This window comes from Mycoplasma sp. Ms02 (assembly GCF_019720735.1).
Lineage (GTDB): Bacteria > Bacillota_I > Bacilli_A > Mycoplasmatales > Metamycoplasmataceae > Mycoplasmopsis.
The window spans coordinates 72,151-88,543 of record NZ_CP081302.1 but is presented as its reverse complement, the minus strand read 5'-3'; the positions used below and the strand labels follow the sequence as shown (position 1 = coordinate 88,543).

At 30.9% G+C, this 16,393-nt stretch carries 5 protein-coding genes; 3 read left to right on the top strand and 2 right to left on the bottom strand.

Annotated elements, in window-relative coordinates:
* Positions 1-115 precede the first annotated feature (115 nt).
* From K4L35_RS00290 to K4L35_RS03525, 3 genes are all read left to right on the top strand, one after another.
* Positions 116-12,934 (top strand): lipoprotein 17-related variable surface protein, encoded by a 12,819-nt coding sequence (locus tag K4L35_RS00290; protein ID WP_221617592.1) that lies wholly within the window; start codon positions 116-118, stop codon positions 12,932-12,934.
* Positions 12,935-13,294: 360 nt separating this feature from the next.
* A complete protein-coding gene (locus K4L35_RS00285) occupies positions 13,295-13,819 on the top strand; it encodes a type III toxin-antitoxin system ToxN/AbiQ family toxin (protein WP_221617591.1) in 525 nt (174 codons plus the stop codon).
* Positions 13,820-14,024: 205 nt separating this feature from the next.
* Complete coding sequence (locus K4L35_RS03525) at positions 14,025-14,531, top strand: type III toxin-antitoxin system ToxN/AbiQ family toxin (RefSeq protein ID WP_221617850.1); 507 nt, start codon at positions 14,025-14,027, stop codon at positions 14,529-14,531.
* A gap of 43 nt (positions 14,532-14,574) precedes the next feature.
* Here K4L35_RS03525 and K4L35_RS00275 read toward each other — a convergent pair whose 3' ends face one another.
* A complete protein-coding gene (locus K4L35_RS00275) occupies positions 14,575-15,654 on the bottom strand; it encodes a hypothetical protein (protein WP_221617590.1) in 1,080 nt (359 codons plus the stop codon).
* Between the two features lie 5 nt (positions 15,655-15,659).
* A complete protein-coding gene (locus K4L35_RS00270; protein ID WP_221617589.1) occupies positions 15,660-16,313 on the bottom strand; it encodes a LemA family protein in 654 nt (217 codons plus the stop codon).
* Between the last annotated feature and the right edge of the window lie 80 nt (positions 16,314-16,393).

The window sequence follows — 16,393 nt, the reverse complement described above, 5'->3', positions numbered from 1 at the left end:
ATATATATATATATAACCTTAAAAAAATACTAAATATTTTCGGTCTCCAAAAGTAGTAAAAAATTTTAAAAATAGTAAAATTTACACTATGAAGAATGAAAAATAGGAGATTTTTATGAAGAAAAATAAGTTAATACTTCCTTTAGCAACCCCGTTGATACTGTCAAGTGCTTTTTCATTAGTGTCAGCAGGTGAAGCTACTTCTAGCAATACAGTCGTTAAACTTAACGGAAATGTTATTGCCGTAAATGAAACTATAAATGATTCAAAAAATAATGAAATTACAGTTAGAGATGTTTACAACGTTGCAACTACTTGAGGAGTTGATCCTATCACAAATCAAAACTCAGCATATGTAATTCAAGACCCAGTTCTAACAAGCGACTCGGTAATTGTTAAACCTGTTAACTTGGTTTGAAATGCCTCTAAAAATGATTACGACATCACAGATGCCGATTGATCAGTGATAAACAATCCAACTCAAAGTTGAGCTGTAATTGTAAACTCAGAAGCAATCGGTAAAGGTACAAGAACACCTCATGCTGATTGGCTAAGTTTTCAGTTATACCTATCGGATGATCTAAAAATCAAAAACGGATTAAATACAAATAACAAATCTATAAGATGAAGCGCAACACCTTCAAACTTAAAAGGTGATGTCTACTCAGATAGGCTTCAAAATACATGAATTAGAAAAGTTTGAGACACAATTGAACAAAGACCATGACAATATTCTGAACCTGATGCAACAAGATCAGGACAAAATACAGAAACTGCAATTCAAAATGATAAGAATTTAAGAAAGAAATATTTCATCGATCTTTTTGGAGTTGATCCTAATTATACAGAAGGTCAAAAAAGCTTAAACTTTGACAAAAGCCCAGAATGAAAATTTGTTTGAGACAACATTGGAGAAGGGATTTCTGTAAGAATCCAAAATCCAGTAGACAGACAAAAAGCATCTGATAAAATCGTATTTACCTTTACAACAGAAAGAAATACAAAAGCGCCTAGTGCGATTAATTACGTTGATAGCTCAAGAAGAAACTGAAATGTAGCTTTCAAAAAAGGAATCAGTTTCGTTGGAGCCAGTGTTTATGATGAAGTTTCAACAGGAAATCACCGTAGTTCTTTCTACAGCTTTAATAGAGCTCAAGAAAAGAAGATGAACATTGTTATTCGTGAAAATGTTAGTGGTTTATCAAATGCAGGATCAAATGAAACAATTCCTAATTTCACTTATGAGGTTGTAGATAAATCAACAAGAACACCTCAAACACTACTAAGTTTTAACGATGGAACTACTCAAAGATTTAATTTAAAGAGAAACGGTAATACAAATTACACATATACAAGAAACTTTATTAAAGACGTTGATAAAAAAGTTTTAACAAACTTAAGCTCAATTAGATTAAAACCAAGCTTTACAAATGGAGCAAGTGAATTATTAAGATTCGAAAATTTAACTGAAGTAGCACCAAAATTTGATCCTGAAACAAACAGCTTGATTTTTGATGTGAATGTTGTCAGAAAATCACAAGTTAAACACGATTACAAAGAAGCTTTTGACAAAAGAGTTGCTAATTTATCATCAGATACAAGTACTGAATATTTAAGTGGCGACTTAACAAAATCAAACTACAACAATGTGCGAACCGATATTAAGAATTCTATGAAGTCTTTATTGCAAAAGATTTCTGATATTTACCAAGCAATTCCAGCAGAACAAAGAGAGTATGTAGACTCTGATTTTACTGCACAAACTAAATCGTATGTTTTAGGATTAATGTTTGAAAAATTGCTAAAAGCAGATAACCCAGAATCTTTAATTGAAATTGCGAAACAAATTGGATTGGCTAACACTAGTGTTAGTGGTTTAAGTCAAAACAAAAAAGCTATTGAAGACATTAAAAACTCTGTTTTAGGTCAATATAATGCACTCGCAAAAGAGTTTAACACTTATATTTCGCAACCTAATACTGACCCTGTTGTGCTTGGTGAATTGCTTAAAAAAGTTTTACAAATTCAAAATAACGCTCAAACCTTAATTTCAAATCTTCAATCTTCATACAACAATGCAAAAAGTGGTTTAGACACAGCTTTATCAAACTTATCTCAAAAACAAAAACTAGTTGCTTACTATTCAAAACATAATTTCTTGAGCTCAAATACAGCAACACAAACTGTAAGTTTAAGTGATAGAAAATCGAATGCAACACAAGCACAAAAAACTGTTTCAATCCAAAATCAATACAACTTCAACAAAATAATCGACTGAGCGAAGTCGACAGAAACAAAAAACATTTCTCTTAACTATAAAGACTCTTCACAAAATAATACAACTAACAAAAACAGAATTTTAGACTCTCTAAAATCAGATACAGCATTCCAAAATGAGTACAACAAAGCTGCAAAGAAAGTTTTCGAAGCTATTTACTCATGATTCGGTTATGATCCTTTAACTCAAACTTCTTCTAATTACACTCCTACAATTCAGGTTAATAACACTTTAAACATGCCGTATTTCGACGCTTTACTTCAAGAACTTCCTAATGGTGATGGTAAAGTTCCTGTTTTCCAATTCTTCACAAATTCAAAAGAAAATACAACTGAATTAATGGATCAATTTGGTTATTTAAGACAAATCGAATTAGCATCTAAAGGTTTCTTCAACGCTTCTACAAATCTACCTTCTGGTTATACTTCTAAGCCTAATACACAGGCAAGCGCATTAAATTTCAGAGATCTTGGATCAAGACTTAATAGTTCGTTAGACAAAATGATTGATGAATTAAATGAAAGTAGAATTAAGAAATTACCTTATTTAAGTCATTCTGCAAAAGAAGCTTTTCTATCAAGAATGAAAGCACAAAAAGATCAATCAGCAAAAGATGCTATTTACCAAGAAGCGTTTAACCGTAGTGGTTCAGGACCTTTATATATTCAAGATCCTAAAACTAATCAAAAAGTTTTAACTAAAAATGAGCAAGGTATTGCTAAAAAGCTCTTAATAGCTCTTGAAAAATTTGACCAAGTTAAAGAAGATAAAATTTACAAAAACTCAGATCAGTATTACAAAAACAGATTGGCTGAAGTGGAAAGAAAAATTAAAACTCACTTCACATCAGATTCAGATTCTGTATTTAATACTGCAAATGGTTTTTCAAACCTTAAATTAAGCTCAAATGCTAGCGATTCAGACTTAAATGCCTTAATCAAAGAAGCAGAAGCAGCTCTAGAACAATTAAATGGTGCTGATGCTCAATTTGCTTACTCAAATTCTTCAAAACAAATGAATGAAATTACAGCTCAAGATGCAGCTCAAAATAAAGCAAACTTTACTTCAACATTCTTAAACGATACAACTCCTTCAAAATACCAAGGATGAGAAGTAAGAGTCAAAAGTATCAATGTAAACAAAACTGATTCAAAGAAAGTGGATATTGAGTATTACGTTTTATCACCAATAATTGCTGAAAAAACAGAAGCCGAAAAACAGCAAGAAGTTACAAGATTAACTCCAAAAACACAAACATTGGGTGATTTTAAAGAACCTGCTGATATCCAAGGAGATTTAGAAAAATTTCTAGTTGGAGCAACATTTAATTTAAATTATCCTAAACAAAATACAATGGCTTCAGATTTAAATAAAACTGGTGGGCACAGATTTTCTGAAACCAATATAACAGGTACTGTTACTAAAGATGGCAAAACTTACAACATTATTCAAAAAGAAGGAAAAGCCTATATAGAAGGCATGAACGCTTATTTAGATAATGTACAAGTAACACCAACTACAACAGCAAATGACAGAAATGGTGATTTCACAATAACTTTCCAATTAAGATCTGATGAAGATAAAACGGCAATTACAAGCAACAATAAATCACAAACAATCCGTGCATTTAAAACTGAGCAAGAAAGATTGCAAGATGTTGTAAACGGCATTGATCTAAATTCTTTATGACCTTTAAACGAAAGAGCATCAAAGAAACCTTCAGATCAAATCGAAACACTCAAAAATAAAATTAATGACTATTTAAGATCAAGAAATGCAACTCTTGATGTAAGCAGTTTAGACCCTGTATCAAACGATACAGATGGAAAACTAAAAGGTGTTGGATTTACAATTGTTTCAACAAAAAATGGTCTTTCAACAGGTGCAAATAAAGTAACAGCTTCAACAACAAATGATGTTGAATTAACAGGTTTTAAAAACGCAACTTCTGAACAAAAAAGATTAAACGATTTAGCAGTAAAAATTGCTTCTGCATCTTACTTAAATGCAAATCAAATAATGCTAAATTATCCAGATAAAGCTGTTTTAGAGGCTAATAAGCTTACTTTTGTAAGAACAACATCGCCAGCGAACGAAAATTTAAACCAAGCAAACAACTTTACTTCAACAACAGGTAAATTTAAGATTGTACCAGCTGATGTTCAGGTTGGCGAAATTGCTAACGCAAACGATCAAAATGGATCAACTAACGTTTCATTTAAAATTACTTCAACTGATCCTTCATACAGTAATGTAAAATCACAAACATTCACACTTCCTGTTAATGGCTTTAAAACAGAAGCAAGAAGACTTCAGGAAGAAGTGCTTAAAATTACAAGCATCCCTGAAACAGCTTTTGCAGATTTAGATAAATCGAAATTAGCAAGAGAAATTCCAAAAACTGCTGTAATCACAGATATTAATAATTATTTAAATCAAAGAGGATTAAATGCTAAAGTAAACGAAGGTTCAATGACATATAGAAATGGTGGTCCTGATATCGTTTACAGCTTTAAATTAGAGTCAACAAGAGATGGTATTGTGCCAAATACAATTTCAAGTTCTGCTACAAATCAGCTTAGAATAACAGGTTTCTACTCTCGTGCAAAGGAGATGGAAAAACTAAACGCAATCAAAGCAGCTCCAATAGCAGTTACAAGAAAATCTTCAGCTCCCGATTATTTAGCATATCCAAATTCAAGAACTTTAAATCCAAGTGAACTGGATATTAAGATCACTTACAATGGTAGAGAATATACAGCTGATCAAAACGGATTTATACCTGAATTAGGTGTTAAAGTTGTCGAAATTACTTCTGATCCAACTGTTAATACGGATGATTTAGCAGGTACGAAGCCTGTAAGGTTCAAACTTGAATCAACAGATGCAAGATTTGCTAATAAACCAAAAACCGATACAGTTACAAAAACAGCATCGGGCTATAAAACAGAAGCAAATAGACTAGATGAATTATTAGCCAAAACGCCTTCGATTTTTGACGCCCTTAATTTAGAGGATCTTAAAAAGAAATATCCAGCAAACACAAACGCCTATGAAACAGCCGTAAAAGAAAGATTGAACAATCTTTTAGCTCCACATGGTGCTCAAGTTAAAGATCTTACTTTCAAAAACAAAAACAGAACAAATGGAAGTGTTAATTTAGATTTTAAATTAGTATCAACCAGAACAGGCTTAACATCTGTTTCATCTACACAAAACAAAAACTTATTGCAGACAGGATTCAAAAAAGAATCTGATGAAAAAGCAAGGTTAAATTCAGAGCTTGCTAAACTGGTTTCAGCATCTTATGCAAACGCGAATTCTTTAATATTGGCTTATCCAAATCCTGTAAGCTTAGATAAAAACAGACTAAGTTTCGTTGCAAACACAAACAACCAATCAGAAACTTTAAATAACGCAAATTCATTTACATCAGCCACTCTTAAGTCAAAAGTACTTTTAAATGATGTAACTTTTGCTCAAATTACAAGTGCAAATGACAACAATGGTGAATTAACTCTAACAGTTAAATTAACTTCAACAGACCCTAACTTTGCAAACGTTAAATCAAATCCTAAAACTCTAACAATTAGAGGGTTCAAAAAAGAATCTGATCGTTTAAGTGAAGAAGTTGCAGCTTTAAATGAAATTCCAGCAGCTGTTTTTGCAGATCTTGACAAAACAAGACTTTCAACAGAAGTAGCAAGAGATGAAATAATTTCAAGATTAAACAAACACTTTGCTTCTAAACAAATGTCAGTAGATCCAAGTTCATTTGTATTTAATAACAACGATGATCAAGTTAAATACAAATTCAAATTAAAATCAACAAGAAATGGTATTACAAACCCAACAGTGTCAACAAATATGACAAAAGAGTTTGTAATTAGTGATTTCTATTCAAAAGCTAAAGAACAACAAAGAATCGATGCTTTCAATGCTCAAAATATTACAGTGTCAAGAAAAACAACAGCACCAGAATTTTTAGCTTATCCTAGAGAAAGACAAGTTCAACCTTCTGAGCTTACTGTCTCACTTGTGCACAATGACCAAACTTACACATTTAATGAAAATAATGAAATCCCTGAGTTAAAACTAAAATTGGTTGATTTTACATCACCAACAACCACTGCAAGTGATGATCAAAATGGAACAAAACCAATAAGCTTTAAACTTGAATCAACAGATGCTAGATTTGGTCAAAAACCAAAATCAACTAATGCTATTCAAGAAAACGTTAGTGGCTATAAAACAGAGCAAGAAAGATTAAATGACTTGTGAAACAAAAAAGCTTCACAGTTAAGCAACCTTGATTTATCTCAAGAAAAAGCAAAATACTCAGCAAGTTCTCACGAACAATTCAAAGAAGCTGTAAAACAAAAAATAAATGCAATTCTTGCTGACTCAAATGCTGAAGTTACTGACCTAACCTTTACAAACGTTAATGCAGAAAACGGATCTTTAAACATTGATTTCAAACTGAAATCAACAAGACCAAGTTTAGAGCAAACTAAGTCTTCTGCATCTAAGTCATTTGCCCAAAATGGCTTTGTTACAGCGACAAAAGAAACAAATAGATTAAATACAATTTTCTTTAGTGGTATTGAGTTTACACCTGAATATAAAAATCAATTACCTTCTGCTTTAACAATTCAAAAAGATAAAATTAGCAAAATTAAACTTAAAAAATCACAATCTGACGCAAATACATACACAGGTGTATTAAACGAAACAGGAGATGCGTTTGTTTTTGCTGATCTCAATGCAAAAGTTTTAGTTTCAGATATTCAAGTTCAACAAACTACTCCAGAAAATGACAAAACAGGTGTTGCAACCTTCTTAATTAAAGTTACATCTGTAAACCCTGATTTCGGAGACGTTAAATCTTCAGATAAAGAAACACAAGAAGGCTTCATGACTGAAGTTCAAAGATTAAATAGGCTTCTAAAAACTCAAAACCCAACCTTAAATGTAAGCGATAAAGAAAACAAATTACCAGACACAATAACAGAAAAAGAAATTTATGACTTACTTGAGTCTCAAGTGAATGTCCAAGATTCAAAAGCTACTTTAAATAAGGAGAAAAACTCAAATCTAAATAATTCTTCTGTATTTGAAAACATTACTTTAACTCCTCTAAACAGTGAAGGTAAACTGAGAATTGAATACAAATTAACATCTACAAAAGATGGTCTTCAAGATCAAACTTCATCTGAATCAAAAACTCTTGAAATATTAGGATTCAAAAAATCAAGTGATGAAGTTTCTAGATTAAACGACTTTTTATCTAATTTATCTGCCGAATACACAGGTGATAAATCGGTTCCAGATGGAAGTTTTAACGTTCCATCGAATTATGCAAATATTAAACTTAAAAACGGTGATGAAATTGCAACATATGATGCAGATCAACAAGCTTACATCTTCCACAACGCAAAAGTACTTGCAAGCGATTTAAGTTTCAAAGGATTTGATGCAACACAAGGTACAAACACAATTGCAGTAGCTAAAGTTATTGCAAAAGATAGTAATTACCAAAGTTCAAATGGTCCTAAAGATCTTGTTATGTCAGGTTTTGACACTGAAAAAGAAAGGTTAAATACAGAATCACAGAGTGCAACAAACTTCAATATTGCTTTAGACTCATCTGTAAATAAGGCACAAACATTACCTTCAAATGTTAATGTTTCTGATATTGTTGCTTCGACCACAGCTCCAAATGCTAAACTTGTACAACCGATCGTTATAGAACATGACAATACAACAGGTACCTTAACTGTTAAGGCAAGATTAGAATCAACAAAAACAAATGCACAAGTAAAAAGGAATGGTGATTCACAACCTTCACAAATTCAATCAGATCAAGAGTACACATTTACAATTAATGGATTTAAAACTGAAGCCCAAGAGCAAGAAATTAATGCTAACACAGCTTCTGAAGCAGATAAAGTCCAAGTTTTATATCCTAATAATGAAAACATATCACCTTATTCAGATCCAGCTAAAAACATTGATAATTACGTATTCAACTATGAATCAGATTTAAAAGAGAATTACACAATTTCAAACAAAAAAGTTGAAGGTTATGATGCTATCACGGGTGAAACTTTGGTTTCGTTTGAGATTTCACCTAAACATTCAGATGATCAAACAAAGCCAACAGTTAAGAAATATGTTAAAGTTCCAGGATTCAAAAAAGAATCGAAAGTCCTTGAAGAAAAAGCAAAAGAATTAGAAAATCAAATTATTTACAATGATCCAGAAAACAAAGCAACAAATCCTGCAAATCAAAGCAAAGATAAAGTTACTATAGACCCTTCATATAGACCTGAAGAAAAATACACACTTGAATTACTTGATCCAGTGGCAAACACAGACAACAGCACTCTTGATGCGAATTACAAAGTTGTTTCAAACAAAACGCCTCAAGAATTAATTAGCAAACCAGTTGATCTTCCAGGAGATGTTTCCTTTGGTGATAATAGTAATCTAGATCCATATCAAGGTGCAAAAACATTTGATGGTTTCCAAAACTCAAATGATGCTGCCGAAGAAGACTTAAGCTACTACGAAGCTGAAATTGACAAAAACGAACTATTAAGCGATTCAGAAAAAGAAGCTCTTAAAAATGAAGCTCTAAAACACAAAAACAATGCTAAAACTGGAAATGATTGATTTGATAATGCTAAGAAAGAAATTGACAAAATTATTGAAAAAGCAAAAGCAACAAATCAAGACAAACAAAATGTTTTAGATCAAATTAAAGAAATTCCAAATATTAATGACGCAATAGCAAACAAAATTAAGCCTAAATTAATTGATGCTAAACAGCTTGATTCTGAAAATGTAACAGGAGATCCCGTTTCAAACGTTAAAGACTTTGCAAACGAATATTCAGATCAAATGCAAAAACTAAAAGATGCAGCTAAAGATCTTAAGGATAAACTTGATCAAGAACCTTATGCTTCTGTTTTAGATAAAGCTCCTGAGTTAAAAGACAAACTTAAAAACTTAGCAGATAAGGCAAATGATCTTTCTGAAGGTTCTGATTTAGCTTCTGAAATTAAAGATTTATGAAATCAAGATAAAAATGATGGGGCATCTGAAACTGCACTACCAAATAATGATTCTGATCTTTTAAATCCTGATCAAGTAGCTGAAGTTATCAGAATACTTGAAAAACAAGCTGAAAAAGTCAAAGAAGTTGCTGATAAACAACAAGAATTAAATAACTTAGTTGACACAACACCAATTGAAGATACTGAAAATACACTTTCTGATCAAGAAAAAGCAGCAGCAAAAGATAAAATTTCTAATACAACCAATTTAGAAGATCTCGAAAATCTAAAACAAGCAATCATTGAAACTAATAAGAAAAAGCAAGAAGCTGTAAATAAAGTAGAGGACGACTATCCACATTTAAATCAAGATCAAAAAGACGCAGTAAAACAAAAGATTAAAGATTCTGTTTTAGATAACAGCCCTCTAGTTGAGAATCTTCCAGAAAATACTTCAAAAACATCTGCAGAACAGGCAAAAGCAGCTGAATTAGACTCAGTTATGAATGACCTTCAGAACAACATTAATAATTCAGACACAAGTTTCTTAAATAAAGATGCTAATCCTGAAAATAATAAATATGATCAAGCCGACCCTGCCTTGAAAGATAAATATAAAAAACTAATCGATACAGCTAAAGATTTATTGAATAACAAAAGTACTGTTAATCCAATTGATGAAATATGAAACAACGATGTTGAAAAACCTCAAGACCAAGCTAATGGAACAGAAAAACCAGCAGCTTGAACAAAAAAACAAGTTGAAAATCTAAATGCTTTAATTGACAAACTTGAAAACGAAATGTCTTCAGATCAAGAGAAAAAAGAAAATGCCAAAACTGACATCGACAACCTTGATTACTTGAGTCCAGCCGAAAAAGAACACTTCAAAGATTTAATTGATCAAGATAATGACCAAAAAACACCTCAAGATGTTCTTGATCAAGCTAAAGCTCATCATGATGCAAAAAAAGATCTTGCAAACGAAATTAACTCACCAGAATACCCACACTTAAACCAAGATCAAAAAGACCAAATCATCAATAATATTAAAAACTCTGAAATTACAGTTGATAATACTTCAGTAGGAGATAATCCAAAAACAATCCAAGATATTAAAGATGCAGCTAAAGAATTAGATGACAAGATGGATGAATTGGACAAAAAAATCAAAGAACTTGAAAAAATACTTCCAAAATTGGATAATAATGACACATTAGACAAGATTAAAGAAGTTGCTAAAGATGTAATCTCGAATAATTTGGATGATGAAGATGAAGCTAAACTTCCAGAAAATACCTTTAACACAAGTCCTGATAAGTCAAACCTATCAAAAGACGATGTTCAAAAAATTATTGATCTAATTAACACAAAAGAAAAAGAAGCGGCTAAAGATACGATTAACAACTTACCTAACTTATCAGACACTAATAAAGAGAAATTAAACTCTGAAATTGATGGTGTTCTAAATAATCCTGAACAAGAAGATAAGATTTTAGAAATTCTTGATAAAGCTAAAGAAGTTGATAAAGCAAAAGAAGATGCGCTAAATGAAGTAGATAAGTTACCTCACTTAAGCGACGAGGAAAAACAGCATATTAGTGATGATATTAAAAACGCTGATATTTCAGACCAACAACCTTTTGATCAACCATTGAATCCTCTAGTTGACAAAGCAAAAGACCAAAATATTAACAATTTAGTAAATGATTATCTTGATGCAAACAAAGAAGATCTTGATCAACAAAAACCAGTTAAACCAATTGGTCTTAACGATTTAGTGAAAGAAGTTTCTGAATTAGAAGATCACAATTCTGAAGATAATAAACCTTATTCTGATAAAGTAAAAGCAATCGTTGCTCTTGATGACATCAACAAAAAAATTAATGACTTTTTAAATTCTTCAGTAGCAAACGATTCATATAATCAAGCAAAAAGCGACTTATTAGCTGCAAAAGCTAAACTAGAAGATCAATTGGCTAAATTAAATCCTGAAAATCAAATTGATTCAAAAATTCTTGATTTTGCAAAGCAATCTCTAGTTAAAGCCGATTCTCACTTAGAATTTGCCGATCTATTAATTAATCTAAATGACTATAAAACAGATAAAAACAATTTTGTAAATAAAGCTAATAAAGTTAAAGAAAAATCAAATGATGATAAACTGAACACTTTAATAGATGAAGTTATAAAAGATAATTTACAGTATCTAGATTTAATTAATGCTCAAGAATTAAATGGTCAACAAAAACAAACATTAGAAAATCTATATTTATTGGATAAAGATAATGTTTACAACACAATTCTTCAGAGTCAAAGACCAAAAGCAGCAGGAATTTCTCCAAACGAAAAAGATAAATTAAAACAAGAATTAGCCGATAAAGATTGATTAACAAATGACGAAAAAGACTATTTCACAGATAAAATTGATAAATCTGATGATCCAAATGTTGTTTACCAAGAAATTAATGAAGCTAACGATGTAAATAACCAAAGAAAAGAAAAGGCTGATGCTGTTGATCAGCTCCCTCATCTAAATGACGCTCAAAAAGATGGAATTAAAGATGAATTAATAAATAACAACTACAAACAACTTCATGATGAAGATAACAAACCAATGCAAGACATTTTAGATAATGCTAAAGTGCTTGATAATGCAATGGCTGATTTAAATGATGAGTATGAAAAAGCTAAGAAACATGCTCAAGCTATTAAAAAATATGTTGGTGAAGAACATATTGATCCTGAATTAGCTGATTTAATTGATAAAGTTGAAAAAATTCAAAATAACGAAACAGTTGAACCTTATCAAACTACTAATTTAGATACAGATCAAATAAACGATCTAATTAACAAAATTGAAGAAAAACTACAAGAAAATATCGAAAAAGCCTTAAACGCAGTACCTGACGTTGACGCTGATACAAAACAACAAGCAAAACAACGGCTAGTTCCTCTTGCTCAAACACCAGAAATTGAAAAAGTTTGAGAAAGTTTAAAACCTAATAAACCTATCTCTATTCCAATCAACAACACTGATTTAATAGAAAATACAGATAAAGGTGATAAACAACCAGCTATAGAAACAGGTATTTTAGATTTAGAGCCACTTAAAAAAGCGGCTAAAAACTTCGCAGATTCAACTATTGATGCACAAGATTTTGAAGATCTTAAAGATAAACTATCTCAAGAGCTTGCAAAAATTCAAGAAGCTATCAAAGATCACGATCCTCAAAGAGTGCCAGAAGCGACAGAATTGACTAATGCTGTTCAAGATGTTATGGACTTCGTACAAAATATCAACGATGATAGTGCAGCAGAACTTTCTGAAAAAGCACAAGAAATCTTAGGTATTACAAATCAAGATGCAAATAACATAAAAGCAGCAAAACAAGGCGATTCTGTAGCCAAAGAGAAGGTTCAAGCGTTACTTGACATTTTCCAAACTTCAAACTTAGCAAAATCATTAATAGAAAAATTACTAGAGCCAGGAATCATTGAAGAAAAAATCAGTATTTGATGATTTATAACAGCAGGATTTAATGCATTAGCTGCAATTCTTGCCGGAATAGTTTTATGAAACAAAAACAAAAAATAATCGCATTAACTACCCTTACTGGGTAGTTTAATTTTCAACTTTTATATGATATTACTTTCTAAAGTAGTAAAATATGTTTGTAAAGATGGCGACCCACTGCCGAAGACCATAGGTGGAACGATCAAGATGGCGATTCGCTGCCGAAGACCATATGCGAAACGATCAAGATGGCGATTCGCTGCCGAAGACCATATGCGAAACGATTAAGATGGCGACCCACTGCCGAAGACCATAGGTGGAACTATAAAGTGTATAAAGTAGAGCAAAGCTCTACTTTTATTAATTTTGTTATAGTAAAAGAGTAAAATAAAGTTAAAGCGCATAACTAAATTGCGCGATGCATAAATGTGGGAATCAATTATGAGAAAAGCAGACTTCAAAAAAATGATGATTTATAAAATTTACCCAAAATATCTTAAATATCTGAACAAGATCGATTCAGAAGTTTTTTATTCGGAGCATTATGAGCTAAAAACTAAACCTTTTTTAGGAATAATTGTTAGTCTTTCTGAAAATGTTGAGTATTTCATACCTTTTACATCACCTAAAAATAAACATGAAAATTGATCCAAAAGATCAAAAAGATACATGTTTATATTTGATGAAAAAGATGAGGTTATCGGTCTGTTGGATTTCAGAAAAATCATTCCAGTGAAGGAAGAGTTTTTTAGTGAGCTAAATATTGATGAAAGTTTTGACATTAAGTACAAATCTCTAATTAAAAAACAGCTGTTATTTTGCAGAAAACAAAAGAATAAAATAGTAGAAAACATTGAATTTGTCTACAGCGAACAAGTAATAGGTAAAAGAGTTCTAAAATATCACTGTGACTTCTTAAAACTTGAAAAAGCTATGAAAAATTATTTAACCTCAAATCAATTTTAAAACACTTATATCAAGTGAAGACAATTACTTCAAGCAATATAATCAAACACTTTTCTCAACAAGTATTTAAAAGTAGTAAAATATGTTTGTAAAGATGGTGTTTCGCGACCGAAGACAATCAGCGAGGTTTAAAGATGGTGTTTCGCGACCGAAGACAATCAGCGAGATGTAAAGTTCAGGGAGCAAAAGCTTCTTTTTTGATCAAATTGGTGGAATCCATGAAAACAGCAAAGTTTTAAATCTTAAATTTTATGAAATCGATGTTGACTATTTAAAGTATTTAAACAATATCGATCCCGAAGTTTTCTATTCACAAGATTACAAAAAGAATAGAAAACCGTTTTTAGGTATTTTGGTTTTCATCAATAATAATCATTCTTTTTTCATACCTTTGACATCATTCAAAGATAAACACAAAACATGGCCAAAGATATCTAAGAGTTTCGCTTTCATATTGAACGAAAAAGACGAAAAGATAGCACTTTTAGAAACAAGAAAAATGATTCCTGTCAAAAAGGGATTGTTTAAGGTGATTAATATAAGAAAATTTGATGTAAAGTATCGTAATTTACTAAATAAACAACTCAATTTTTCCAAACTAACCAAGAACTGATTGAAAAAATTTGTGGTTTCGTTTATAATCAGCAAATTTCATCAGGTAAAGTCATGAAGTATCATACAAACTTCTTGAAACTCGAACAAGCAATGGTAGACTATGATGTTTCTAATTAAAAAAAGCACCAAAGGGTGCTTTTTTAGTAAAGATATACTGGAATATAAATCAATTGAACCAAGAAGTAGAATGTATAAACATCTTTCATGATATCTCAAAAAATGTGATTAATAATCAAATCTTCTTTAATCGTGTTCTGTGGTGTGTCGATTTGCATGAACCCTGGTTTTGTTTGGAAATTATAAGTAATTAGTCAATCATTAACATAGGTATGGATTGAACGGCACGCAGTGTAATTAATGTTTTGATGATAAGTTTCAGTTAAAACTTCTTGGGCAAGAACTGTGAAATATGTTCTCATTCTTAACTCATCATTAGAGTGTAACTTAAAAACTTTGTTAAATTGATCGTTTTCAAGGTTAATTCTGTCTTTTTTAGTGAAAAAACCACTTTCAAATAAAGAGAATGAAGCTCTTTTTTCTTCATCAAGTAGTGATGCGTCAATTCTGATAAGACAAGAATTAAAGAAGCGATATTCTACAAAGCGATTTCCTCTTGAGTCATATCTTTCGATGATTTGTCTTCAAACAATATTTTGATAGTAAAGAGGATACTTTTGATCCAATAAAACTGCATTTACAGACTCGCGACTGTAAAGGTGAGCTGCATAAGGTATCGAGCTTGGCTTGTTTTTATTTATTTCATTAACACTAAAAGCTTGCTGTACAAAATCAGGTGAGTATAAAGCACCGATTTTGCTTAAATCGCTACCCACATATTCCCATTTTTCATTTAACTGTTTAAATAAAGAATGATAAATTTCATCTTTTGGAATTGTTCTTTTGATAATTGAAGCAATTTCTTTTGTAGTTTTAGTTTTTTGTCTAAAAAATAGGTAACCAATTAAAAAGACTATAAATGTTAAAAAGACAAGTGATCATCCAATATGCATCAAATTGAATGACATAAATAGCAGAGATAAAACCAAAAGAACAGGGGCAGAACAGAAAGAAATTAGCATGTAAACTTTTAGTTTTTTAATTTTTTCTATTTTTGCTTTTGGTAAATTATTTCTTACCAATTCTTGTAAATAACTACCTAATGATTCCTTACAAGAATCAGAAAAACTTTTAAAACTAATTGAATCTGATACTCTTTTCATAAAAATTAGTTAAGAACTGACATGTCTACATCTTTACGAGACTCAACTGAAGCTTGGTAAAGAGGTAAAGTTGATAATTTCATAGCTGAAGCAGGAACATTACCGAAGTAAGTTAAAATTTCAGTATTAAATTGGTTTGCTTTTGAATTGTAAAGTCTTCTAGAAGCTGCAATTTCACGTTCAATGTATGTTGTTTCATCCATCAACTCTTTATATAAAGTATTAGCCTTTAATTCTGGATAGTTTTCTGAAATTGCCATTAAACGACCGAATACTGATTTGTTTAATGATTCTATTTCTTCTGAGTATTCAGCTGTGTTACCTGAGTATGACAATGTTCTCATTTTTGCCACATTTTCAAGTGTTGATTTTTCAAAGTTTTTGTATGAAGCAACTTGTTGCACAAGTTTACCTAGTGTATCTGCACGTTTTTGCAATTGAATATCAATGCCTGAAGCTAATTCATTTGTGCTTGTTTGTAATGATACAAGTTTATTTTTCTTACTTACATATCAAAAAATTGGAATGATTAAAATAAATGAAATGTACATTAACACTACAAGAAAGGCAGGTGCTGAAGCTTGAATTCTTGTGTTGCTTGGTTTTGGTTGAAAACCATTTGGATCTTGTTGTTCTGAGTGATCATATAAATTTGCCATAATTAAATCTCCTTTTTTAATTAATAAAATTATATTCTTTTTATCAAAGTCATTTAATTTTTCACAATATGTGAAAAAAA